Source organism: Ramlibacter henchirensis (assembly GCF_004682015.1).
In the GTDB taxonomy this organism is placed as follows: domain Bacteria; phylum Pseudomonadota; class Gammaproteobacteria; order Burkholderiales; family Burkholderiaceae_C; genus Ramlibacter; species Ramlibacter henchirensis.
Map to the genome: position 1 here is coordinate 625,113 of NZ_SMLM01000003.1, position 22,822 is coordinate 647,934.

Genomic DNA, 22,822 nt, shown 5'->3' on the forward strand with positions numbered 1-22,822 from the left:
CTCGGGCGACTGGGTGTCGGTGAGTGTGCTCATGGACGTCATCCCTCCCGCGTGCCGAGCAGGCCCTTGGGCCGGAAGATCAGCATCAGCACGAGAAACAAGTACGGCAGGATCGGGGCGATCTGGCTGATCTTGAGCCTCCACAGCGGATAGCCGAAGGTGTCGGACGTGATCGGGGCGCCGACTGCATTGAGCGCGCCCATGATCGAGGCGTCGACACCGACCGCGAAGGTCTGGATCACGCCGATCAGCAGCGACGCGACGAAGGCGCCGGTCAGCGAGCCCATGCCGCCCACCACGACCACCACGAAGATCACCGATCCGACCGTGGCCGCCATGCCCGGCTCCGTGACGAACGCGTTGCCGCCGATCACCCCGGCCAGCCCTGCGAGCGCGGCGCCGCCGCCGAAAACCAGCATGAACACCCGCGGCACGTTGTGGCCGAGCGCCTCCACCGTCTCCGGATGCGTGAGCGCCGCCTGGATGACCAGGCCGATGCGTGTGCGCGTCAGCAGCAGCCAGATGGCGATGAGCATCAGCACCGCCACCAGCATCATGAAGCCGCGGTACATCGGGAACTGCGTCCCGTACAGGGTGAACAGCGGCCCGCCGAGGGCCTGGGGGACGCGGTAGTCCGCCGAACTCGTGCCCCAGACCAGCTGGACCATCTCGAGGATGATGAACGACAACCCGAAGGTGATGAGCAGTTCCGGCACGTGGCCGAACTTGTGCACGCGTCGCAGGCAGTACTTCTCGAACAGCGCACCGATCAGTGCGACGAGCAGCGGTGCGACGACCAGTGCAGGCCAGTAGCCGACCAGTTGCGACGTCGTGAACGCGAAGTACGCGCCCAGCATGTAGAAGCTGGCGTGGGCGAAATTGAGCACGCCCATCATGCTGAAGATCAGCGTCAGGCCGGAACTCAGCATGAACAGCAGCAGCCCGTAGCTGATGCCGTTCAGCAGAGAGATCGTGAAGAACTCCATGGACCCTCGACAGGTGCGGGCACAAAAAAGCCGGGACCGCTGGCGGAACCCGGCTTCGTCGGGAGGCCGGCGTTCAGCCCGCCGGACGCTTCATCTGGCAGCTGGTGGGCGTGCTGGACACGTACGGGTCCATCTGCTTGATGGGCACGAAGGTGTAGCCCGTGTTCTCCACGTTGTACTCGCCCTGCTTGGCCTTCTGCCACTTGGTGATGAACATCGACTGCTGCAGCTGGTGGTCGGCCGCGCGCATCTGCACGTCGCCCGCGAAGCTCTTGACCGTCAGCCCTTCCAGCGCCTTGGCCACCCGGATCGGGTCCGTGCTGCCAGCCTTGGCGAAGGCCGCGCCCAGCAGCTGGATGCCGTTGTAGGTGGCGAAGGTGTAGTAGTCGTCGTTGAACTTCTTCTTGAACTCGGCGGCCATCTGGCCGATGTCGCCCTTCTGGTTGGAGTGGCCGTACGCCACCACGTACACCTCGCTGTCACCGCCGGCGGCGAGCGCGGTCGGCGTGCCGGTGACGCCGGCGTAGTAGGTGTACATCGGCACCTTCAGGCCCGCATCGTTCATGGCCTTGACCAGCAGCGTCAGGTCCTGCCCCCAGTTGCCGGTGACGACGGTGTCGGCGCCGGCCTGCTTGATCTTGGCGACGTACGGGGCGAAGTCCTTGACCTGGCCCAGCGGATGGAGCTCCTCGCCGACGATCTGCACGTCCGGACGCTTGCGCTTCATCGCGTCCTTGAAGTACTTGTTGACCTGGTGGCCGTGGGCGTAGTTCTGGTTGATCAGGTACACCTTCTTGATGTTCTGCTGGTCCTTCATGAAGGTGGTCAGCGCTTCCATCTTCATGGAGGTGTCCGCGTCCAGGCGGAAATGCCAGTAGTCGCACTTCTCGTTGGTCAGGGCCGGGTCGACCGCGGCGTAGTTGAGATACACGATCTCCTTGCCGGGGTTGCGCTCGTTGTGCTTGGAGACGGCGTCCAGGATGGCCGCGGCGGCGCCGGAGCCGTTGCCCTGGGTGACGTAGCGGAAGCCCTGGTCGATGGCGGCCTTCAGCGTGTTGAGGCTTTCCTGCGGCGAGCCCTTGTTGTCGAAGCCGACCACCTCGAACTTCACGCCGGAGGGCGTCTTGCCCGACAGCTGCTCGGCGGCGAACTGCCAGCTCTTCAGCTGGTTCTGGCCGACGTTGGCGAAGGCGCCGGAGAGCGGGTCCATGAACGCGATGCGGACGGTCTGGCCCTTGAGCGCGCCGCCGCCGGAAGGAGCCGCGGCCTGGTTGCCCTGCGCCGCCGGAGCTGCCGCCGGCCGGGCGGGCGCCTGCTGCGCGATGGCGAACCCTGCGCCGCTCAGGGCTAGGACGGCGGCGATCGTGACGTGTCTGCGCGCGGAACTCATCTTCTGTCTCCTGGGTAGGTCTCGAATGCGCGCAGGGTACAAGTAATCGTGCAGCGCAATGGTCAGGGAATGCCCGTAAGCTGGTGCGCTGCTATCGCGCAAGCGACATGCAGTGTGCGCAGCACCACCGTGCGCAGCGGCTGCGAGACCCTGCCCGCTCAGAAGGAACTCAGGCCGTGGGCAGCTTGTAATCCTTGAGCGTCTCGCGCAGGCGCGTCTTGAGCATCTTGCCGGTGGCGCCCAGCGGGATCGATTCGACGAACACCACGTCGTCGGGGACCTGCCACTTCGCGATCTTGCCCTCGTAGAACTCGAGCAGATCCTCGCGCGTGATGTCGGCGCCGGGCTTCTTCACCACCGCGACGATCGGCCGCTCGTCCCACTTGGGATGCGGCATGCCGACGCAGGCCGCCATCTGCACCGCGGGATGGGACATCGCGATGTTCTCGATGTCGATCGAACTGATCCACTCCCCGCCGGACTTGATCACGTCTTTGCTGCGGTCGGTGATCTGCAGGTAGCCCTCGGGATCGATGGTGCCCACGTCGCCCGTGGGGAACCAGCCGTCCACCAGCGGATCGCCGCCTTCGCCCTTGAAGTACTCGCGCACGATCCACGGGCCCTTCACGTACAGGTCGCCGAACGTCTTGCCGTCCCAGGGCAGTTCGCTGCCGTCCTCGCCCACGATCTTCATGTCCACGCCGAAGATCGCCCGGCCCTGCTTGAGGCGGATCTTCATCTGCTCCTCGGGCGGCATCGTCAGGTGCTTGTTCTTCAGCGTGCACAAGGTGCCCAGCGGGCTCATCTCGGTCATGCCCCATGCGTGCAGCACGTCGACGCCGTACTCCTCGCGGAAGGCGTGGATCATCGCGGGCGGGCAGGCCGAGCCGCCGATGACGGTGCGCCTGAGGGTCGAGAAGCGCAGGTTGTTCGGCTTCAGGTGCCCGAGCAGCATCTGCCAGACGGTGGGCACGCCTGCCGCGTACGTCACCTTCTCGGCCTCGATCAGTTCGTACACCGACTTGCCGTCCAGCGCCGGCCCCGGAAACACCAGCTTGCAGCCGGTGAGCGCCGCCGAATACGGGATGCCCCAGGCGTTGACGTGGAACATGGGCACGACCGGCAGCACCGAATCGCGGGCCGAGATGCCCATCACGTCGGGCAGCGCCGCGGCATATGCGTGCAGCAGTGTCGAGCGGTGGCTGTAGAGGGCGGCCTTGGGGTTGCCGGTCGTTCCGCTCGTGTAGCACATGCTCGACGCGGAGTTCTCGTCGAAGCTCGGCCAGGTGTAGGCGGTGGGCTTGCCGCCGATCCAGTCTTCATAGCCGATCAGGTTGGGCACGCCACTGTCCCTGGGCAGTTTGCCCGCGTCGCAAAGCATCACGTACTGGCGGATCGTCGGGCACCTGGCGTGGATCGCCTGGACCAGCGGCAGGAAGGTGGCGTCGAAGCAGAGCACCTGGTCCTCGGCATGGTTGGCGATCCAGGCGATCTGGTCGGGATGCAGGCGCGGATTGATGGTGTGCAGCACGCGGCCCGAACCCGAGACGCCGAAGTACAGCTCCAGGTGCCGGTAGCCGTTCCAGGCCAGCGTGGCCACGCGGTCGGAGAACAGCAGGTTCAACCCGTCGAGTGCGTTCGCCACCTGGCGTGCGCGTGCGCCGACGTCGCGCCAGGTGTAGCGGTGGATGTCGCCCTCGATGCGGCGCGAGACGATCTCCCCGTCGCCGTGGTGGCGCTCGGCGAAGTCGATCAGCGACGAGATCAACAGGGGTTGGTTTTGCATCAGGCCCAGCATGGTGGCGTCTCCTTGTGCGCTTTCTTGTGTTCGAAAGCGCACATGCTAAGTCCAACCGAACCCGTGCGGGACGGTGGCAGGGAGCCCTGGGTTTCAGGACGCGGCGGGCGCTGCGACCGGCTGCACGGCCCGCTCGAACTGCAGCAGCACCGTGGTGCCCGCGCCCGGCGTGGACTCGATCCGCACCGAGCCGCCGGCCGCCTGCATCACGCGCTGGCAGAACATCAGGCCCATGCCGTTGCCGCCGCCGGCGGCGCGGGTCGTGACCGGCTCCCGGGTGAGCCGGGCCAGCACTTCGGGCGGGATGCCGGGTCCGTTGTCGGTGAACCGGAGCCAACCGCGGGCAGTGTCTGCGCCGCCCTCGCAGCCGGCCTCGACGCGCAGGCTGGGCTGGTCGCGGCCGCGCAGCGCCTGCAGCGCGTTCTTGGTCAGGGTGCACAGCACCAGGTACAGCAGGTCGCGCCGGCCCGGCAGGCGGAAGTCGCGCACCACCTGGCGAGTGACCCAGAGGCGCTCCTGCTCCTCGAACGGGAACTCGTCCAGCGCGGCCAGCAGCGCCGAGGCGCTGACGGTTTGCGGCGCGGCGCCCGGGTAGGCATCGCGCGCCGATTGCAGGAAAGTCGCCACCAGCGACTGGCAGTACTGGGCGCGCCGCTCCGCGCGTTCGAGCGCCGCCAGCAGCTCGCCGGGCTCGTGCTCCTCGAATTCGACGACGCCGGGACGCGATTGCGCTCCGGGCGGCCGCACGCGGGCGGCGACGGTGCCCACGCAACCGCGCACCGTCGTCAGCGGCGTGTTCAGCTCGTGCGCCAGGAAGCCGAGTGTCTCTCGCAGCGTCGCCGCGCGGCTCTCGTTCAGGGCGCGCTCCAGCGCCTGCTCGCGGTACAGCGCGAGCGCCTCTCGCAACGCCTCGCGCGTGGGCTCGTCTTCCAGGGGCTTTTCGAGGATGCGCAGCACCTTGCCCTGGTTGACGGCCGCGATGGCGACGTCCTTCTCCGCATAGGCCGTGGCCAGCAGGCGCACGATGTACCGGTGGTCGCGCTGGACCCGGCGCAGCAGCTTCATGCCGTCCTGCTCCGGCATGCGGTAGTCGGTCACCAGCGCCGCGAACTCATCGCCGCGCTCCGCGAGGATGGCCAGGGCGTCGTCGGCGCTGGCCGCGGTGGCGACGTCGAATTCGCCGCCGAAGCAGCGCGCGAACCACTTGCGCGAGGGCGCCTCGTCGTCGACGAACAGGATGGCGCGTGCAACGTTCGGCATGGTCTGCCCTATCCCTCGGTGGCGGCCGCGCCCGAGTGGCTGGCGCCGTAATCCCGCAACGCCTTTTCCGTCGCGGCGGCGAGTTCCTGCACCTTGGGCAGCCACTCCTCGGGCGCCGGCCAGCGGCCCTGTTCCAGCACGGGAACATAAACACCGCGCACCCACTGGTACAGGGCCAGCGCGCCGGCCTCGCCGCTCATGCCGAGCAGCGAGTGCATGGCCTCCTGCGCGCGCTTCAGGTCCTGCTCGGCCATGGCCTGCTCCAGCACGCCCACCAGGCGGGCGATCTCGGGCAGGTAGTCGGCCAGCAACTCTTCGAGCAACCCAAGCCGCTGGTAGCTCTCCAGCCGGGTGACGTTGAGCAGCGGGCCCTCCTCTCGCTGCGGCGCGGCCGCGACGGTCGGCTGGTCCAGTCGCGGCGCCGGGGTGTCGCGGCCGGCGGTGAGTTCCGCCACGACTTCGCAGAGCTGGCCGGCTTCGACCGGTTTGACCAGGAAGCCGTTCATGCCCGCCTCGCGCGCGCCCTCCACCGCCGCCGAGTCGGAATGTGCCGTGAGCGCGATGATGGGGATCGCCGACCACGTCTCCTTGCTGGCGCGGATGGCGCGCGACGTGTCCAGGCCGCCCATGCCCGGCATGTTCAGGTCCATCAGCACCGCGTCGAAGGCCGGGCCGCGGCGCAGGGCCTGCAGCACGGCCTCGCCGTGGTCGGCCTCCACCACCACGGCGCCCGCTTCGCGCAGGTACGCGGCAACGGCACGGCGGTTGTACGCGCTGTCGTCCGCCAGCAGCACGCGGCGCTGCTCGAGCGGGCGGCTGCCGGCCGGCGAAGCGCTGCTGCGGCGCTCCATCGCCTTCTGCAGCGCCTGCACCAGCGGCAGCTGGGCGGAAGGCTTGGACACGAAGCCATCCATGCCGGCGCGCTGGGTCTTCGCGCGGGCGAGGTGGGCTGGCTCGCTGGTGTGGGCCACGATGCGGACATAGCGGTTGGCCGGTACCTGCCCCTGGCGCACCTTCTGCGCCACGTGGTAGCCGTCGGGCCCCGGCATGTTCAGGTCCAGCAGCACCAGGTCGTAGGCATGGCGGGCCAGCAGTTCCATCGCGCGGTTTCCGTCCGCAGCGTCGTCGATGACCATGCCCAGCGGCCTAAGCTTGTGGCGGGCGGTCATCCGCTGGGCCGCGTCGTCTTCCACCAGCAAAAGCCGTTTTTGCGCCAGGACGGCCCGGGCGGCCTGCAGCACCTTTTCGTGGTGCGCCTGGCGCGCCTCCTCGCCCACCGGCGGGAACTGCATCGTGAACTCGGTGTAGGAGCCTGCGACCGACCGGCACCGGATCTCGCCGCCGAACGCCTTCATCACCCGCTGGCAATAGGCCAGGCCCAGGCCGGTGCCGCCCGACTTGCCGAACGAATGGAACGGCTCGAACAAGGTGGGCAGTACTTCGGGCGGGATGCCGGGGCCGGTGTCCCGCACCGCGATCTGGTGGCCGCCGACCGTGATCGTCACGCGGGTGCCGGGGTACGGCCCCAGGTAGTACAGCGCGTTCTTGATGAGGTTGAAGAGGACGTAGAGGTAAGCCGTCTCATCGCCGCGGAACTGGAAGTCCTCCCGCACGTCGACGCTGACGCTCTCGCGGGCGGCGTCGCCGTCGTAGCCGTATTCGTCGACCGCCTTGCGCACCACCTCCGCGGCCGAAAGCACGTCGAACTTCCCCGGGTCCAGCGGCTTGGCGCTCAGGGCGTCCAGCGTCATCGTGATGACCTGCAGGCCGCGCTCGATCGCGCGCTCGCCCTTCGCGAGCTGACCGTGCAGGTTGTCGAGCTCATGGTGCGCCACCGCGGTCAGCTGGTCCTGCACGCCCGGCCCCGAAAGGCTTTGCTGGATGCCCGAGAGGCTGTGGCGCAGCTGGCCGAGAGGATTGCGCATTTCGTGCGCGATCGTGCCGGCCAGCGCCGTCGCGGCGTCCAGGCGCTCGGCCTGGATCTGCTTTTCAGAGAGCTTGAAAGCGTTGCCCCCGATGATCACCAGGATGAGCGTGGGCAGCCGGCCCAGGTAGTCCACCGGCATCGCAGCTTGCGGCGTGGTGGCGATGTAGAGCAGCGCGGCGGCGCCCGCTCCCGCGACCATCATCACCACGGTGTTGCGCCAGTCCGTAAGCAAGACCAGGAAGAACACGCCCATGAAGGTGTTGGCGACCGACACCGAGCCGCCGCCGTTCTTCAGGGCCAGGAAGACCATGAGGAAGGGCAGGCAGAACAGGTAGGTCACGTACGACCAGGGCACGTACCAGGACTTGAAGCGCTCGGGCCAGTGGTCGCGCAGCGCCAGCCCGAGGCACAGCACCGCTGCCGTGCCGCGCAGCCAGGCGCTGTCGTAGCCCTTGGTGGAGCGCAGCTCGTGCAACAGGAAGAAAAGCGGGAAAGCGATCGCGCCCACCACCCCGACGGCCTTGGGGATGTGGCGCATGTACTCGGCATGCGCCACGTAATGGGACCAGAGGTGCCGGGTCCAGAGTTGCCGCAGGGCAGTCATTTCAAGCCTCGATGGCGGATGGCGCCAGGGCGTCGCGCACGCGTTCGACCTCGCCGTGGATCAGGCAGTACGTCTTCTCGGTGCCGGGCAGGAGCACGTCGCGCGCGACCAGGTTGAAGCCGAAGCGGCGATAGAGGCGGCTGAGGATGTGCGTGCAGGAACCCACTAGGTTCTCGACGTCGGCGTGCTCGAGCAGGTCGGTCAGGGTGAGGTGCAGGCAGCGCTTCAGGACGTCTTGGCCGACCCGGTACTCGGGCGCGATCACCAGCCGTCCGGCGTCCCAGGCCTTGGGCCAATGGGAGAGCGCCTGCGGGTGCGAAATCTGGAGCAATTGCTCGGTCAACGTGAGGCCGTGTCCGAGCGGGACCAGCCGGATGGTGCCGATCAGGCGGTTATGGAGCTCGAAAGCGAAGACGCGACCCAACTCGTCTCTTTTTTTTCGCGGGTGGCGAATTGCGGGTCCGCCGAAGCGGCCGCCTTCAGGTCGATCTGACCGCGAAGCTGGGCCAGATCGCGGATGTCGGTCGCCTTGCGCAGGCACCGGATGGTCAGGTCCTCGACCGCGATGTCGCGGCTGCCGGCGGCCTCGGGCTCATCGGCGGGAAAAGGAAAAGCCTGCAGCCCCGCATGGGGCATCGGCACGGAAACGACGCTGGTGTTGAACATGAAGGGGCCCCTCCTCAGGTAGCGTAAGTGAATCTCCCCGGGCGGCCCTTGCGGCCGCGCAATCTGCGCGTTCATTATTGGGCTGAGCCAAAACGCACGCCATAAGTCAATGCCTTAATTGGCAAGGGACTCCGGGGTTCGGCGGACAATCCGGGTCTTGATTCAGTAGCGGCCCAGCGCTGGGCCGGCCGGCTTCCCACCTCGAAACGGGTGCTCCCCATGAACTATCCCATCCAGAAGACCGACGCCGAATGGAAAGCGTTGCTGAGCCAGAAAGGTGCCGAGCGCGGTGCCTTCGAGGTCACGCGACATGCGAGCACCGAGCGCCCGTTCACGGGCAAGTACGAGCGCGTCTGGGCGGACGGCAGCTACCACTGCATCTGCTGCGGGAACAAACTCTTCGACTCCGGCACCAAGTTCGACGCCGGCTGCGGCTGGCCCAGCTTCTCCGAGGCGGTGCCCGGCGCGATCAAGGAGATCCGCGACGCCAGCCACGGCATGATCCGCACCGAAACCGTCTGCGCGCAGTGCGGCGCGCACCTGGGCCACGTGTTCCCGGACGGACCCGCCCCCACGGGGCTTCGCTACTGCATGAACTCCGCCTCGCTGGACTTCCACAAGAACGAATGAAACTGCTGATCGATTTCCTGCCCATCGTCGTCTTCTTCGTCGCCTTCAAGCTGTTCGACATCTGGATCGCCACCGGCGTGGCGATCGCCGCGACCGTGGCGCAGATCGCCTGGCTGCGCTGGTCCACCGGCAAGGTGGAGCCGATGCAGTGGCTCAGCCTGGCGGTCATCGTGCTGTTCGGCGGGGCCACGCTGCTGTCGCACAACGAGACGTTCATCAAATGGAAGCCCACGGTGCTCTACTGGCTGATGGGCGGCGCGCTCGCCATCGGCCAGCTGGTGTTCCGCCGCAACCTGCTGAAATCGCTGATGGGCGCGCAGATGACGTTGCCGGACGCAGCCTGGCGGGTCATGAACTGGAGCTGGGTCACGTTCTTCGCCGCCATGGGCCTGGTGAACCTCTGGGTCGCCTACAGCTTCGAGACCGACACCTGGGTCAATTTCAAGCTGTTCGGCGGGCTCGGGCTGATGCTCGCCTTTGTGCTCGCGCAGGCGGTCTACCTGTCACGATTCATGAAGCCCGAGGCGGAGTAGCCATGCCCACCGGCATCACGGCCGAGGCCTTGCACCGGCGGCTCACCGAAAAGCTGGCGCCCAGCAGGCTCGAAGTGATCGATGAAAGCTTCGCGCACGCCGGCCACGCCGGCGCGGACGGCACGGGCTTCGGCACCCATTTCCGGGTGCGGATCGACTCGCCCCTGTTCGCCGGGAAGCCCCGGGTGGCGCAGCATCGGCTTGTGTATGATGCGTTGCAGGATTACCTCGACGCCGGGCTGCACGCGCTGGCCATCGAAACTCCCTGACTCCCCCTCCTTTCCCGCTTCCCGCTCCCGTTCGACCCTAGGGACCTCCCCATGAAACAGCAAATCGTCGCGGCGCTGGCCGCCGCCCTCGTGTGCGCCGCCCTGCCGGCCTCGGCGCAGAACGTCGCCATCGTCAACGGCAAGCCGGTGCCCAAGGCCCGTGTCGACGCGCTGGCTTCCCAGATCGCCAAGTCGGGCCGCCCGATCACGCCGGAGATGTCCGACCAGCTGAAGGAGGAAGTCATCGCCCGCGAGGTGTTCATGCAGGAAGCGCAGAAGCGCGGCCTGGACGGCACCGACGATTTCCGCGCGCAGATGGAACTGGCCCGGCAGACCCTGTTGATCCGCGAGCTGTTCGCCGACTACCAGAAGAAGAACCCGGTGACCGACGCCGACATCAAGGCAGAGTACGACAAGTTCGTCGCGACCAACGGCGGCAAGGAGTACAAGGCCCGCCACATCCTCGTGGAGAAGGAAGACGAGGCCAAGACCATCATCGCCAGCCTCAAGAAGGGCGGGAAGTTCGAGGACATCGCCAAGAAGCAGTCCAAGGACCCCGGGTCCGGTTCCAACGGAGGCGACCTCGACTGGGCGAATGCGGCGAGCTACGTCCCCGAGTTCTCGCAGGCCATGATCAAGCTGAACAAGGGCCAGACCACCGATACGCCGGTGAAGACGCAATTCGGCTACCACGTGATCCGGCTGGACGACGTGCGTGAAGCACAGCTGCCCAAGCTGGACGAAGTCAAGCCGCAGATCGCCCAGGCGCTGCAGCAGCAGAAGCTGGCGAAGTTCCAGCAGGACCTGCGCACGGGCGCGAAGATCGAGTAATCACCGTTTTTGCCGCGAAGGCGAAATTCCGGGAAGCGGTCCACGAGGCCGCTTTTCTTTTGATCAGCGCACCAGCGCCGCCACCACCGTCAGCACCCCGATCAGCACCGGCTGGTGCAGCATGTACCAGGACAGGCTCCAGCGCCCCATCCACGCCAGCGCACCCGCGCGGTTCGGCAGCCGTCCCTGGAGCAACGCCGGCCGGCGCGCAATCGCCTCCCGCCCCGCGGCCATCCCCCACCACATCGCGCCCAGCCAAGGGACGATGGGCACGTAGTCCTCGGTCACGGGCTTGCGGCTGATCAGGCCCAGCCAATGGAACGGCGGGCGGTTGAGGAATTCCAGCGATGGCCAGGCGGCATGCGCGGCCGGCGCCAACGCCCACAAGCCGATCGCCACCGCTCCGGCAGGCCACAGCCATCGCCCCCAGCCGGCCGTCAGCCGCACCACGATGAGCATCACCGCGATGCCGTGCAGCACGCCGAAGAAGATGTAGCTGCGCGGGAACATGAACCACGAGCCCACCGTGACCAGCAGCGCGCAGCCGGCGATCTGCGCCCAGCGCCGCCAGAAGCGGGGCCACGACTGCCCCTGCGACCAGGCGACGGCCTGGGACAACCCCGCGCAGAACAGGAACAGGCTGACGATGGCCGTCCGCTGCCAGGTCCAGAACGGGTCTGCGTAGAAGTTCTGCCGGATCCAGCGGAAATGGTTGAGGTCGAAGCAGAAGTGGTAGACCGTCATCCAGACGATCGCGGCGCCCCGCAGGGCATCGAGTCGGTCGTAGCGGGCGCTGGCCATCGCGGCCGAGTTTAGGCCGGCGATTTGTCGGGGAGCCGGGGGCGCCGCCTAGGTGCCGTTCTTGCCGACGCGTGTGAAGGGATCCGGGTCCTCGGGGTCGCCAAACTGGCTGGGGCGCTCTTGCCTGACGCGAACGGACTTTTCCGGCGTCAGCGCGCCCAGCTGACTGTCCAGCTGGAACGACGATTCCTGCCACAAATCCCAGGCGGACTCGTCATTGTCCTCCCTCACCTCCGGCAGGGGCGGCAGTTCCGGGACCAGAGGCGCGGGCCGGGAGCGCTTCGCGAAACGCGGGGCCTGGGCCTCCGGTTTTCGGGGAGCGGCGGGCGCCTCGGCGCGTCGGAACAGCTTGAACATCTCGGGTCTCCGTCGGGCTATCCGACCTCGCCATCTGCAGCAAGGACCGAAGTAACCCACCGTTACATTGAACCTCTGCCGATGAAGCGGGTCAAGGGGCGCAACCCCCAAGGTGGTGTGTCCCAGCGCGCGGTGCCGTTTTCAGTGTCTCGTCCGAGACACGGGCGTGCGCCGATGCGGGACTAGCCCACCCACCTCCTCGCATTGCGCCACATCCGCAGCCAGGGGCTGAATTCGCCCGTGTCGCCGCCGGTCCAGGACATCTGCACGTTGCGGAACACCCGCTCGGCGTGCGGCATCATGGCCGTGAAGCGGCCGTCCGCCGTGGTCACGGCCGTCAGCCCGCCCGGACTGCCGTTCGGGTTCAGCGGATAGTCCTCGGACGGGTTCCCGTGGTGGTCGATGAAGCGCATCGACGCGATCACCTTGGCGCGATCGCCGCGGTGCGCGAAGTTGGCATAGCCCTCCCCGTGCGCCACCACGATCGGCAGCCGGCTGCCCGCCATGCCGTCGAAGAACAGGCTGGGCGAGTCGAGCACCTCCACCTGCGACAGGCGCGCCTCGTAGCGCTCGCTGCGATTCGTCGTGAAGCGGGGCCACGCCTGCGCGCCCGGGACGATGTCGGCCAGTTCCGCCAGCATCTGGCAGCCGTTGCACACGCCCAGCGCGAATGTGTCCGTGCGGGCGAAGAAGGCCTGGAACTGCTCCGAGAGCTTCGGGTTGAACGTGATGCTGCGCGCCCAGCCGATGCCCGCGCCGAGCGTGTCGCCATAGCTGAAGCCCCCGCAGGCGACGAAGCCCTTGAACTGCGGCAGATCGGCGCGGCCGGACTGCAGGTCGGTCATGTGCACGTCCACCGCCTCGAAGCCCGCCGTGTCGAAGCAGTAGGCCATCTCCACGTGCGAGTTCACGCCCTGCTCGCGCAGGATCGCGACCTTGGGGCGGGACAGGTTCAGGAACGGTGCCGCCACGTCCTCCCGCGGATCGAAGCTGGGCGCGAACTGCAGGCCCGGGTCCGCCGCATCGCCGGCGGCCGCATGCTCCTGGTCGGCGCCGGCGGGGTTGTCGCGTTGCCGGCAGATCTTCCAGCTTACGCTGTCCCACACCTGGTGCAGGTCCGACAGTTTGGCGCTGAACACCGCCTTGGTGTCGCGCCAGACCTGGAACTCGCCCTTGCCGATTTCGATGCCGGAAGAGGCCGGCCGCGTCTTGCCGATGAAGTGGCTGAACCTGGACAGGCCATGCTCGCGCAGCACCTGCATGACCTCGTTGCGCTCCGCGGTGCGCACCTGCAGCAGCACGCCGAGTTCCTCGTTGAAGAGCGCCTGCAGTGTCAGTTCCTCGCGCCGTGCGCTGACCTGCGCCGCCCAGTTCTTGGCATCGCCGTACTCGGCCCGACTGTCGCTGATGCCGTCGCCTTCGGTGACCAGCAGGTCGACGTTGAGGCTCACGCCCACGTGGCCTGCGAAGGCCATCTCGCAGGCCGCAGCGACCAGGCCGCCGTCGCTCCGGTCGTGGTAGGCCAGCACGCGCCCCTGCCCCCGCAACGCATTGACCGCGTCCACCAGGTTCACCAGGTCCTTCGGATCGTCGAGGTCCGGCACCTTGCCGCCGGGCTGCTCCAGCACCTGCGCCAGGATGCTGCCGCCCATGCGGCGGCGGCCCTTGCCCAGGTCGACCAGCACCAGCGTCGTGTCCTCGCTCGCCTCGAGCTGCGGCGTCAGCGTGGGGCGCACGTCGTCGATGCTGGCGAAGGCGCTCACGACCAAGCTCACGGGCGAAACCACCTTCCTGGCCGCACCGCTCTCCTGCCACTGCGTGCGCATCGACAGGCTGTCCTTGCCGACCGGGATGGACACGCCGAGGCTGGGACACAGTTCGAGGCCCACCGCCTTCACCGTGTCATAGAGGGCGGCGTCCTCACCCGCCTCGCCGCACGCGGCCATCCAATTGGCCGACAGCTTCACCCTCGGCAGTTCGATCGGCGCGGCGAGCAGGTTGGTGATCGCCTCGGCCACCGCCATGCGGCCCGAGACCGCCGCGTCGGTCGCAGCCAATGGCGTGCGCTCGCCCATGCTCATGGCCTCGCCCGCGAACCCCTTGAAGTCGGCCAGCGTGACGGCGCAATCGGCCACCGGCACCTGCCACGGCCCCACCATCTGGTCGCGGTGCGACAGGCCGCCCACCGTGCGATCGCCGATCGTGATGAGGAAGCGCTTGGAGGCGACGGTGGGATGCGACAGCACCTTGATGACGGCGTCCTGGAGGTCGACACCCGTGAGGTCGACCGGCGCGGCTTCGCGCGGCACGCGCTTTACGTCGCGGTGCATCCTGGGCGGCTTGCCGAGGAGGACATCCAGGGGCATGTCGACCGCCTTCGTGCCCGGCTCACCCACGATCAAGTGCCGCTCCTGCGTCGCGACGCCCACCACCGCGAACGGACACCTCTCCCGCTCGCAAAACGCCCGGAACTGCTCCAGTGACTGCGGCGCGATCGCCAGCACATACCGCTCCTGGCTCTCATTGCACCAGATCTCCTTCGGCGCCAGCCCCGATTCCTCCAGCGGGATCTTGCTCAGGTCGAACCGCGCACCGCGGCCCGCGTCATTCGTCAGCTCCGGGAATGCATTCGACAGCCCGCCGGCGCCCACGTCGTGGATGGCCAGGATCGGGTTCGCGTCGCCCAGGGACCAGCAGTGGTTGATGACCTCCTGCGCTCGCCGCTCGATCTCGGGGTTGCCGCGCTGCACCGAATCGAAGTCCAGCTCCGCCGCATTGGCGCCGGTGGCCATGGAACTCGCGGCGCCGCCGCCCATGCCGATGCGCATGCCGGGCCCGCCCAGCTGCACCAGCAGCGTCCCCGCGGGAAAGCGCTCCTTGTGCGTCTGTCCGGCCTCGATGCTGCCCAGGCCGCCGGCGATCATGATCGGCTTGTGATAGCCGCGCACCACGCCGGCGACGGTCTGCTCGTACTCGCGGAAATAGCCCAGCAGGTTGGGCCGGCCGAATTCGTTGTTGAACGCGGCGCCGCCCAGCGGGCCCTCCGTCATGATCTGCAGCGGGCTGGCGATGTGAGCGGGCCGGCCGTTCGGGTTGTCCCAGAGGCGCGAGACCGAGAACCCCGTCAACCCCGCCTTGGGCCGCGCGCCGCGGCCGGTGGCGCCCTCGTCGCGGATCTCGCCGCCGGCGCCGGTGGAAGCGCCGGGGAAAGGCGAGATCGCCGTCGGGTGGTTGTGCGTCTCGACCTTCATCAGCACGTGGTTCAGCGCTTGGCGGCGGGTGTATGCGGCAGGCCCGTCCCCGCGCACGGGCAGGAACGATTCGACATGAACGCCTTCCATCACCGCCGCGTTGTCCGAGTACGCGACCACCGTGTGCGCGGGGTGCGCCTTGTGCGTGTGGCGGATCATCCCGAACAGGCTGTGCTCCTGCTGCACGCCGTCGATGGTGAAGTCGGCGTTGAAGATCTTGTGCCGGCAGTGCTCGCTGTTGGCCTGCGCGAACATCATCAGCTCGACGTCGGTCGGGTTGCGACCCAGGCCGCGGAAAGCCTCGAGCAGGTAGTCGATCTCGTCTTCGGCCAGCGCGAGGCCGAATTGCACGTTGGCCTTCTCCAGGGCGCTGCGCCCGCCGCCCAGCACGTCGACCTCTTCCATCGGCGCCGGAGCGAGTTCGCTGAACAGGCGGTGCGCATTGCCACGCTCGGCCATCACGCTCTCTGTCATGCGGTCGTGCAGCAGCGCGGCGATCGCCTCGCGCTGCGTGGCCGTAAGCTGCGCATTGCCCAGCAGCGGCGCCTTGAGCGTCACCCTGTACTCGACGGCGCGTTCGACGCGGCGCACCGCGATGCCGCAGTTGTGCGCGATGTCGGTGGCCTTCGAGGCCCAGGGCGACACGGTGCCCAGACGCGGCGTCACCAGGAACATCTCGCCTTGCATGCCGCCCTCGAACGGCTCGCCGTAGGTCAGCAGTGCGCCCAGCCGCTCCCGCTCGGCGCCCGAGGGTGCATGGTCCCAGGCCGCGAGGTGGACGAAGCGCGCCGAAAGGCCGCTGACCCTGTCGTGCACTTCCTGGAGCCGGGGGAGCATTTGGCGGACGCGGAACTCGCTGAGGGCGCGGCCACCCTCGAACTCGGTGATGTGCAGGGTCACTGTGAAGCCTGTGTGGGAAGCGGATGCGCCGACGCTGACTGGGCCGGCGTGGTGAGCCCACGATTTTACCGGGCACGGTCCTGCTCCACTGCGGTGCACGGATCGCTCTGGGATAATTCGATGCCATGAGCATCACGTACAAGGACGCGCAGGGAGTCCAGGGAATGCGCACCGCGGGCCGGCTGGCGGCCGAGGTGCTGGACTTCCTCACGCCCCACATCAAGCCGGGCATCACCACGCGTGAGATCGACCGGCTCGCGGCCGAGTGCATGAGGAAGCAGGGCACCACCTCCGCCACGCTGGGCTACCAGCCGCCGGGCTATCCGCCCTACCCGGCCTCGCTGTGCACCTCGGTCAACCACGTGGTGTGCCACGGCATCCCCAACGACAAGCCGCTGAAGAAGGGCGACATCGTCAACGTCGACGTCACCGTCATCAAGGACGGCTGGTACGGCGACACCAGCCGCATGTTCATGGTGGGCGAGGTGTCCATCGCAGCCAAGCGGCTGGTGAACTTCACGTACGAAGCCATGTGGCACGGCATCGTGAAGGTGCGTCCCGGCGTGCACCTGGGTGACATCGGCTGGGCCATCCAGCAGTTCGCGGAGAAGAACGGCTTCTCGGTGGTGCGCGAGTTCTGCGGCCATGGCATCGGCCGCAACTTCCACGAGGAGCCGCAGGTGCTCCACTACGGCAAGCCGGGCACGCTGGAGAAGCTGGAGCCCGGCATGACCTTCACGATCGAGCCGATGATCAACGCCGGCCGCAAGGAGGTGAAGGAGTTCGGCAACGACGGCTGGACCATCGTCACCAAGGACCATTCGCTGTCGGCCCAGTGGGAGCACACGGTGCTGGTCACCGAGACCGGCTACGAAGTGATGACGCTGTCGGCTGGCAGCCCGCCGCCGCCGCCCTTCGTCCACGCGGCCTGACCGGAGCTTGCGGCCATGGCCTCGGCCGTCCTGCAGCCCATCGAAGAAGCGCCGACCGCCGTGCTGCGCGAGCAGCTCAAGGCGCAGAAGGCGGCCATCAACGCCGCGCTGCTGAAGGAAGGCAACCCCACCCGCTCCATTGGCGCCCTGCTGCGGCGGCTTGCCCGCCATGTCGACGCGGCGATCAAGAGCCTGTGGCAGGCCGGCGGCTTTCCGGAGGGAATCGCCCTCGTCGCGGTGGGCGGCTACGGGCGCGGCGAGCTGTTTCCGCATTCCGACGTCGACGTGCTGGTGCTGCTACCCGACGGCGTGCACGCAGATGGTGACGCGCAGCTCAAGCAGCAGCTGGAAGCCTTCATCGGCCGCTGCTGGGACACCGGCCTGGAGATCGGCTCCAGCGTGCGCACGGTCAGTGAATGCGTGGCCGCCGCGCAGGCCGACGTCACCATCCAGACCTCGCTGCTCGAGTCGCGCCCCCTGGCCGGCGACCGCCCGCTGTTCGCCCGCTTCCAGCAGCGCTTCCGCGAAACCCTGGACCCGCGCGCCTTCTACATCGCCAAGACGCTGGAGATGCGGCAGCGGCACACCAAGTTCGAGAACACGCCGTACTCGCTGGAACCGAACTGCAAGGAGTCGCCCGGCGGCCTGCGCGATCTGCAGGTGATCCTTTGGGTGGCCAAGGCGGCGGGCTTCGGTGGCAGCTGGGACGAACTGGCGGCCAATGGCCTGGCGACGCCGCTGGAAGCGCAGCAGATCCAGCGCAACGAGGCGCTTCTGAGCCTGATCCGCGCGCGGCTGCACGCCATCGCCGGGCGGCGAGAGGACCGCCTGGTCTTCGACCTGCAGACGGCGGTGGCCGAGGCTTTCGGCTACCGCACGCAGTTCAGCACCGAGGGCCGGCTGCTGCAGCGCGCCAGCGAGGCGCTCATGAAGCGCTTCTACTGGGCCGCCAAAGCGGTGTCGCAGCTCAACCAGATCCTGCTGCTGAATATCGAGGACCGTCTCAACCCCAGCGGCCACGAGCTGGTCCCGATCAACCCGCGCTTCTCGATCAAGGACGGGATGCTGGAGGTCGCGAGCGACGACCTCTACGAGAAGAACCCGCACGCGATCCTGGAAACCTTCCTCGTCTATCAGACCACGGTCGGCATCAAGGGCCTGTCGGCCCGCACGCTGCGGGCGCTGTACAACGCGCGCGGCCTGATGGACTCCAAGTTCCGCAACGACCCGGTCAACCACGCCACGTTCAAGGCGATGCTGCTGCACCCTTCGGGCATCACGCATTCGCTGCGGCTGATGAACCAGACGTCGGTGCTCGGGCGCTACCTGTGGGTGTTCCGCCGCATCGTCGGGCAGATGCAGCACGACCTGTTCCACGCCTACACCGTGGACCAGCACATCCTGATGGTGCTGCGCAACGTGCGCCGTTTCTTCATCGCCGAGCACGCGCACGAATACCCGTTCTGCTCGCAACTGGCCGCCGGCTACGACAGGCCGTACGTGCTCTACGTGGCGGCCCTCTTCCACGACATCGCCAAGGGCCGCGGCGGCGACCACTCCGAGCTGGGTGCCGCCGAGGTGAGGCACTTCTGCCGCCAGCACTCCATCGGCGCAGAAGACTGCGGCCTGATCGAGTTCCTCGTCCGCGAGCACCTCACCATGAGCCGCATCGCGCAGAAGGAAGACCTGAGCGACCCGGCCGTGATCTCCGCGTTCGCGAAGAAGGTGGGCAACGAACGGACGCTCACCGCGCTGTACCTGCTGACGGTGGCCGACATCCGCGGCACCAGTCCCAAAGTGTGGAACGCGTGGAAGGGCAAGCTGCTGGAAGACCTGTACCGCGCCACGCTGCGCGCCCTGGGCGGCCATGCGCCGGACAAGGCGGCCGAGATCGAGGCCCGCAAGCGGGATGCACTGGTTCAGCTGCAGCTCCACGCCCTGCCCTTCGAGGCGCACAAGAAGCTCTGGGACACGCTCGACGTGGGCTACTTCATGCGCCACGACGCGGGCGAGATCGCGTGGCACACGCGGCACCTCTCGCGCCATGTCGGCGCGGCGAAGCCAGTGGTGCGGGCGCGGCTTTCACCTGTCGGCGAAGGCCTGCAGGTCGTGGTGTACACGCCCGACCAGCCGGACCTGTTCGCGCGAATCTGCGGCTACTTCGACCAGGCCGGCTTCTCGATCCTGGACGCGCGCATCCACACGGCCAGGAACGGATACGCGCTCGACACCTTCCAGGTCGTCACGTCGATGCTGCCGGAGCACTACCGCGAGCTGATCAGCATGGTGGAGTCGGAACTGGAGCAGACGCTCGAGCGTGCGGGCCCGCTGCCGCCGCCCAGCCGCGGCCGCGTGTCGCGGCGCGTCAAGAGCTTCCCCCTCACGCCGCGCGTGCAGCTCACGCCCGACGAGCGCGCGCAGCGCTGGCTGCTGAGCATCTCCGCGAGCGATCGGGTGGGGCTGCTGTATTCGGTGGCGCGCGTGCTCGCCAGGCACAAGATCAACCTGCAGCTCGCCAAGGTTTCGACGCTCGGTGAGCGGGTCGAGGACACCTTCCTGATCGACGGCGCCGAGCTGCAGCAGAACCGGCGGCAGATCGAGATCGAGACCGAGCTGCTGGAAGCGCTGGCGGCGGCGTAAGCCCGGGCTAGTCGTCCTCCGCAGCGTCGATCTCCGGGAACAGCACCTCGGTGAAGCCGAACTTGGTGAAGTCGCGCACCCGCATCGGATAGAGCTTGCCGACCAGGTGGTCGCACTCGTGCTGCACCACGCGCGCATGGAAACCCTCGACGGTGCGGTCGATCGGCTTGCCGAATTGATCGACGCCCGTGTAGCGGATCGTCTTCCAGCGCGGCACGACGCCGCGCAGGCCGGGAACGGACAGGCAGCCTTCCCAGCCCTCCTCCTCCTCGCTGCCGACCGGCGTGATCACCGGGTTGAGCAGGACGGTGCGGGGCACGACGGGAGCATCGGGATAGCGCGGGTTCGGCGCGTCCGTCCCGAAGATGACCAGCTGCAGGTCCACGCCGATCTGCGGCGCGGCCAGGCCCGCGCCGTTGACCGCGCGCATGGTCTCGAACATGTCCGACACCAGCGCGTGGACCTCGTGGGTGTCGAACCGCTTCACCGGCTGCGCCACGCGCAGCAGCCGCGCATCGCCCATCTTCAGGATCTCTCGAATCGCCATGGGACGAGCATAGCCGCAAGCGAGAATGCCGCATGGCCCACTCGCCTGCGGAACCCCGCCCCCTCACCGGCCCGGCCCGCTGGCTGTTCCTGCTGCTGGCGGTGGCCAGCCTGGCGCTCGGGATCATCGGCCTGTTCCTGCCGGTCGTGCCGACCGTGCCCTTCCTGCTGCTCTCCGCCTGGGCCGCGGCCCGCAGTTCGCCGCGTCTGCTGCGCTGGCTGGAATCGCATCCGCACTTCGGGCCGCCCCTGCGCGACTGGCGCAACGGCGGCGTGGTGCGGAGGCGCGCGAAGTGGCTCGCGAGCCTGGTGATGGCGGCCAGCGCCGCCGGCATGCTGCTGTGGATCGGACCGCGCTGGTACGTGCTGGCGGTCGCGGCCGTGATGGCCGTCGTGCTGCTGTGGCTCTGGCGCCGGCCGGAGTCCGCGCCCGGTCAGGACACCTCGCCTGCCAGCAGCCGCCGCAGCCCGTCCTCGTCGAGCACCGGCACGCCCAGCTCCTGAGCCTTGTCCAGCTTGCTTCCCGCTTCGGCGCCGGCCACGACATAGCTGGTCTTCTTGCTCACCGAGCCGGCCACCTTGGCGCCGGCCGCTTCGAGCATGTCCTTGGCCTCGTCGCGGCTGAGGGTCGGCAGCGTGCCTGTCAGCACCACCGTCTTGCCCGCCAGCGGCTTGGGCGCCTGCGCCGCCGGCTCGCCTTCTGCCCAGTGCAGTCCGCAGGCGCGCAGCTGCTCCACCACCTCGCGGTTGTGCGGCTGCGCGAAGAAGGTGTGGATGCTCTCGGCAACGATGGGACCCACGTCAGGCACTTCGAGCAGCTGTTCGGCGCTCGCGTTGAGGATCGCGTCGAGGTTTCCGAAGTGGTGCGCGAGGTCGCGCGCCGTGGCCTCGCCGACATGGCGGATGCCCAGCGCATAGAGGAAACGCGGCAGCGTCGTGTTCTTCGATTGCTCCAGGCCGGCGAGCACGTTCTGCGCCGACTTGTCGCCCATGCGGTCCAGTGCGATCAGGCTGGCCAGCCCCATCCGGTACAGGTCGGGCAGCGTCTTGACGGCGCCGGATTCCACCAGCTGGTCGACCAGCTTCTCGCCCAGGCCTTCGATGTCCATCGCGCGGCGCTGGGCGAAATGCAGGATCGCCTGCTTGCGCTGCGCGCCGCAGAACAGGCCGCCGGTGCAGCGGTGGTCGACCTCGCCCTCCTCGCGCACGGCGTCGCTGCCGCATACCGGGCAGCGCTGGGGCATGGCGAAGGGCTGTGCGCCCGCAACGCGCTTGTCGGGCACGACGGCCACCACTTCGGGAATGACGTCGCCCGCGCGCCGCACGATGACCGTGTCGCCCACGCGCACGTCCTTGCGCCGCGCTTCGTCCTCGTTGTGCAGCGTGGCATTGGTAACCGTCACGCCGCCGACGAACACCGGCACCAGCCGCGCCACCGGCGTGAGCTTGCCGGTGCGGCCGACGTACACGTCGATCGACTCCACGGTGGTGAGCTGCTCCTGCGCCGGGAACTTGTGCGCCACGGCCCAGCGCGGCTCCCGGGTGACGAAACCCAGGCGCTTCTGCAGCGCCAGGCTGTTCACCTTGTAGACCACGCCGTCGATGTCGAACGGCAGCTGGTCGCGCTTCGCGCCGATCTCCTGGTGGAAGGCGACGAGTTCGTCGGCGCCGCGCGCCACGCGCGTTTGCCGCGACACCGGCAGGCCCCAGCCACGCAGCGCTTCCAGCAGCTCGTACTGCGTCTCGAAGGCCGGCCCGCCCGTGATCTCGCCCCAGCCGTAGGCATAGAAACTCAGCGGCCGCTGCCGCGCGATGTTGGGATCGAGCTGCCGCACGGCACCGGCCGCCGCATTGCGCGGATTGACGAACGTCTTCTCGTTCTTCGCGCCGCGCGCGATCTTTTCGCGCTGCTGGTCGTTCATGCGCTCGAAATCGTCTCGGCGCATGTAGACCTCGCCGCGGACTTCGAGCACCGGCGGCACCGACTTGCCGGAAAGCCGCAACGGGATCTGCCCGATGGTACGGATGTTCTGCGTGACGTCTTCGCCCACCTCCCCGTCGCCGCGCGTGGCCGCCTGCACCAGCACCCCGTTCTCGTAGCGCAGGCTGATGGCCAGGCCGTCGAACTTGAGTTCGGCCACGTACTCGATGGGCGGAGCGCTTTCCGCGAGGCCCAGCTCCCGGCGCACGCGTGCGTCGAAGCTGCGCGCGCCGCTGGCCTCGATGTCGGTTTCCGTGCGGATGGAGAGCATCGGCACCTTGTGGCGCACCTTGGCGAATCCCTCGAGCACCGCGCCGCCGACACGCTGCGTGGGCGAGTCCGGCGACCTCAGCTCGGGATGGGATTCCTCCAGCGCCTGCAGTTCCTGGAACAGCTTGTCGTACTCGGCGTCCGGGATCTCCGGCTCGTCGAGCACGTAGTAGCGGTGGGCGTGGTGGTGCAGCAGTTCGCGCAAGGCGTCGATGCGCTCCTGCACCTTGGGGGATGCGGCCATGGCGGC

19 protein-coding genes are annotated in these 22,822 nt (G+C 68.1%); 7 read left to right on the plus strand and 12 right to left on the minus strand.

What is annotated here, in order from left to right:
- Positions 1 to 38 precede the first annotated feature (38 nt).
- The 7 genes from EZ313_RS21060 to EZ313_RS21090 form a co-directional block, all read right to left on the minus strand.
- Complete coding sequence (locus tag EZ313_RS21060; protein WP_135265262.1) at positions 39 to 986, minus strand: branched-chain amino acid ABC transporter permease; 948 nt, start codon at positions 984 to 986, stop codon at positions 39 to 41.
- Positions 987 to 1,059: 73 nt separating this feature from the next.
- On the minus strand, positions 1,060 to 2,376 hold the full coding sequence (locus EZ313_RS21065; protein ID WP_135265263.1) for a branched-chain amino acid ABC transporter substrate-binding protein: 1,317 nt from the start codon (positions 2,374 to 2,376) through the stop codon (positions 1,060 to 1,062).
- Between the two features lie 169 nt (positions 2,377 to 2,545).
- On the minus strand, positions 2,546 to 4,174 hold the full coding sequence (locus tag EZ313_RS21070; RefSeq protein ID WP_135265264.1) for a 3-(methylthio)propionyl-CoA ligase: 1,629 nt from the start codon (positions 4,172 to 4,174) through the stop codon (positions 2,546 to 2,548).
- A gap of 93 nt (positions 4,175 to 4,267) precedes the next feature.
- On the minus strand, positions 4,268 to 5,434 hold the full coding sequence (locus EZ313_RS21075; RefSeq protein WP_135265265.1) for a hybrid sensor histidine kinase/response regulator: 1,167 nt from the start codon (positions 5,432 to 5,434) through the stop codon (positions 4,268 to 4,270).
- 8 nt (positions 5,435 to 5,442) lie between these two features.
- A complete protein-coding gene (locus tag EZ313_RS21080) occupies positions 5,443 to 7,965 on the minus strand; it encodes an ATP-binding response regulator (protein WP_135265266.1) in 2,523 nt (840 codons plus the stop codon).
- A 1-nt stretch (position 7,966) separates the two neighbouring features.
- Positions 7,967 to 8,389 (minus strand): N-acyl amino acid synthase FeeM domain-containing protein, encoded by a 423-nt coding sequence (locus tag EZ313_RS21085; protein ID WP_135265267.1) that lies wholly within the window; start codon positions 8,387 to 8,389, stop codon positions 7,967 to 7,969.
- Positions 8,350 to 8,631, minus strand: a complete 282-nt coding sequence (locus tag EZ313_RS21090; protein ID WP_135265268.1) for a hypothetical protein — start codon at positions 8,629 to 8,631, stop codon at positions 8,350 to 8,352. The genes EZ313_RS21085 and EZ313_RS21090 overlap by 40 nt, the downstream gene beginning before the upstream one ends.
- Positions 8,632 to 8,850: 219 nt before the next feature.
- On the opposite strand from EZ313_RS21090, the gene msrB reads away from it, so the two are divergent.
- Genes msrB through EZ313_RS21110 form a run of 4 tightly spaced genes read left to right on the plus strand, consistent with a single transcriptional unit; the run spans position 8,851 to position 10,894 of the window.
- A complete protein-coding gene (msrB, locus tag EZ313_RS21095; protein WP_135265269.1) occupies positions 8,851 to 9,261 on the plus strand; it encodes a peptide-methionine (R)-S-oxide reductase MsrB in 411 nt (136 codons plus the stop codon).
- On the plus strand, positions 9,258 to 9,794 hold the full coding sequence (locus EZ313_RS21100; protein ID WP_135265270.1) for a septation protein A: 537 nt from the start codon (positions 9,258 to 9,260) through the stop codon (positions 9,792 to 9,794). Before msrB ends, EZ313_RS21100 begins: the two co-directional genes overlap by 4 nt.
- 2 nt (positions 9,795 to 9,796) lie before the next feature.
- Positions 9,797 to 10,063: a BolA family protein gene (locus EZ313_RS21105; protein ID WP_135265271.1), complete on the plus strand. Its 267-nt coding sequence runs from the start codon at positions 9,797 to 9,799 to the stop codon at positions 10,061 to 10,063.
- Between the two features lie 51 nt (positions 10,064 to 10,114).
- Positions 10,115 to 10,894 (plus strand): peptidylprolyl isomerase, encoded by a 780-nt coding sequence (locus EZ313_RS21110; RefSeq protein WP_135265272.1) that lies wholly within the window; start codon positions 10,115 to 10,117, stop codon positions 10,892 to 10,894.
- A 63-nt stretch (positions 10,895 to 10,957) separates the two neighbouring features.
- Here EZ313_RS21110 and EZ313_RS21115 read toward each other — a convergent pair whose 3' ends face one another.
- The 3 genes from EZ313_RS21115 to purL form a co-directional block, all read right to left on the minus strand.
- Positions 10,958 to 11,695, minus strand: a complete 738-nt coding sequence (locus tag EZ313_RS21115; RefSeq protein ID WP_135265273.1) for a heparan-alpha-glucosaminide N-acetyltransferase — start codon at positions 11,693 to 11,695, stop codon at positions 10,958 to 10,960.
- Between the two features lie 48 nt (positions 11,696 to 11,743).
- Entirely contained in the window at positions 11,744 to 12,052 is a 309-nt protein-coding gene (locus EZ313_RS21120) for a hypothetical protein (RefSeq protein WP_135265274.1), read from the minus strand.
- Between the two features lie 182 nt (positions 12,053 to 12,234).
- On the minus strand, positions 12,235 to 16,203 hold the full coding sequence (purL, locus tag EZ313_RS21125; RefSeq protein WP_135265275.1) for a phosphoribosylformylglycinamidine synthase: 3,969 nt from the start codon (positions 16,201 to 16,203) through the stop codon (positions 12,235 to 12,237).
- 125 nt (positions 16,204 to 16,328) lie between these two features.
- Between purL and map the strand changes: the two genes are divergently transcribed.
- Positions 16,329 to 17,135 carry a type I methionyl aminopeptidase gene (gene map / locus EZ313_RS21130; protein ID WP_135265276.1) on the plus strand — a complete coding sequence of 269 codons (807 nt, stop codon included), beginning with the start codon at positions 16,329 to 16,331 and terminating at the stop codon, positions 17,133 to 17,135.
- A 15-nt stretch (positions 17,136 to 17,150) separates the two neighbouring features.
- The gene (locus tag EZ313_RS21135) at positions 17,151 to 19,775 is read left to right on the plus strand and encodes a [protein-PII] uridylyltransferase (protein ID WP_135265277.1); all 2,625 of its coding nucleotides are present in this window, start codon (positions 17,151 to 17,153) and stop codon (positions 19,773 to 19,775) included.
- 7 nt (positions 19,776 to 19,782) lie between these two features.
- Here the strand turns inward: EZ313_RS21135 and def are convergent, their stop codons facing one another.
- Positions 19,783 to 20,322 carry a peptide deformylase gene (gene def, locus EZ313_RS21140; RefSeq protein WP_135265278.1) on the minus strand — a complete coding sequence of 180 codons (540 nt, stop codon included), beginning with the start codon at positions 20,320 to 20,322 and terminating at the stop codon, positions 19,783 to 19,785.
- Positions 20,323 to 20,354: 32 nt separating this feature from the next.
- Here def and EZ313_RS21145 point away from each other — a divergent pair, with 32 nt between their 5' ends.
- Positions 20,355 to 20,825: a YbaN family protein gene (locus tag EZ313_RS21145; RefSeq protein ID WP_135265279.1), complete on the plus strand. Its 471-nt coding sequence runs from the start codon at positions 20,355 to 20,357 to the stop codon at positions 20,823 to 20,825.
- Here EZ313_RS21145 and ligA read toward each other — a convergent pair.
- Positions 20,756 to 22,816, minus strand: a complete 2,061-nt coding sequence (gene ligA / locus EZ313_RS21150) for an NAD-dependent DNA ligase LigA (RefSeq protein WP_135265280.1) — start codon at positions 22,814 to 22,816, stop codon at positions 20,756 to 20,758. The two genes, EZ313_RS21145 and ligA, sit on opposite strands and share 70 nt — an antisense overlap.
- Positions 22,817 to 22,822 lie beyond the last annotated feature (6 nt).

Bases quoted from the DNA above. Each gene is read 5' to 3' on its own strand.
- EZ313_RS21060 (WP_135265262.1), bottom strand. From the start codon at position 986: ATGGAGTTCTTCACGATCTCTCTGCTGAACGGCATCAGCTACGGGCTG.
- EZ313_RS21065 (WP_135265263.1), bottom strand. From the start codon at position 2,376: ATGAGTTCCGCGCGCAGACACGTCACGATCGCCGCCGTCCTAGCCCTG.
- EZ313_RS21070 (WP_135265264.1), bottom strand. From the start codon at position 4,174: ATGCTGGGCCTGATGCAAAACCAACCCCTGTTGATCTCGTCGCTGATC.
- EZ313_RS21075 (WP_135265265.1), bottom strand. From the start codon at position 5,434: ATGCCGAACGTTGCACGCGCCATCCTGTTCGTCGACGACGAGGCGCCC.
- EZ313_RS21080 (WP_135265266.1), bottom strand. From the start codon at position 7,965: ATGACTGCCCTGCGGCAACTCTGGACCCGGCACCTCTGGTCCCATTAC.
- EZ313_RS21090 (WP_135265268.1), bottom strand. From the start codon at position 8,631: ATGTTCAACACCAGCGTCGTTTCCGTGCCGATGCCCCATGCGGGGCTG.
- msrB (WP_135265269.1), top strand. From the start codon at position 8,851: ATGAACTATCCCATCCAGAAGACCGACGCCGAATGGAAAGCGTTGCTG.
- EZ313_RS21100 (WP_135265270.1), top strand. From the start codon at position 9,258: ATGAAACTGCTGATCGATTTCCTGCCCATCGTCGTCTTCTTCGTCGCC.
- EZ313_RS21105 (WP_135265271.1), top strand. From the start codon at position 9,797: ATGCCCACCGGCATCACGGCCGAGGCCTTGCACCGGCGGCTCACCGAA.
- EZ313_RS21110 (WP_135265272.1), top strand. From the start codon at position 10,115: ATGAAACAGCAAATCGTCGCGGCGCTGGCCGCCGCCCTCGTGTGCGCC.
- EZ313_RS21115 (WP_135265273.1), bottom strand. From the start codon at position 11,695: ATGGCCAGCGCCCGCTACGACCGACTCGATGCCCTGCGGGGCGCCGCG.
- EZ313_RS21120 (WP_135265274.1), bottom strand. From the start codon at position 12,052: ATGTTCAAGCTGTTCCGACGCGCCGAGGCGCCCGCCGCTCCCCGAAAA.
- map (WP_135265276.1), top strand. From the start codon at position 16,329: ATGAGCATCACGTACAAGGACGCGCAGGGAGTCCAGGGAATGCGCACC.
- EZ313_RS21135 (WP_135265277.1), top strand. From the start codon at position 17,151: ATGGCCTCGGCCGTCCTGCAGCCCATCGAAGAAGCGCCGACCGCCGTG.
- def (WP_135265278.1), bottom strand. From the start codon at position 20,322: ATGGCGATTCGAGAGATCCTGAAGATGGGCGATGCGCGGCTGCTGCGC.
- EZ313_RS21145 (WP_135265279.1), top strand. From the start codon at position 20,355: ATGGCCCACTCGCCTGCGGAACCCCGCCCCCTCACCGGCCCGGCCCGC.
- ligA (WP_135265280.1), bottom strand. From the start codon at position 22,816: ATGGCCGCATCCCCCAAGGTGCAGGAGCGCATCGACGCCTTGCGCGAA.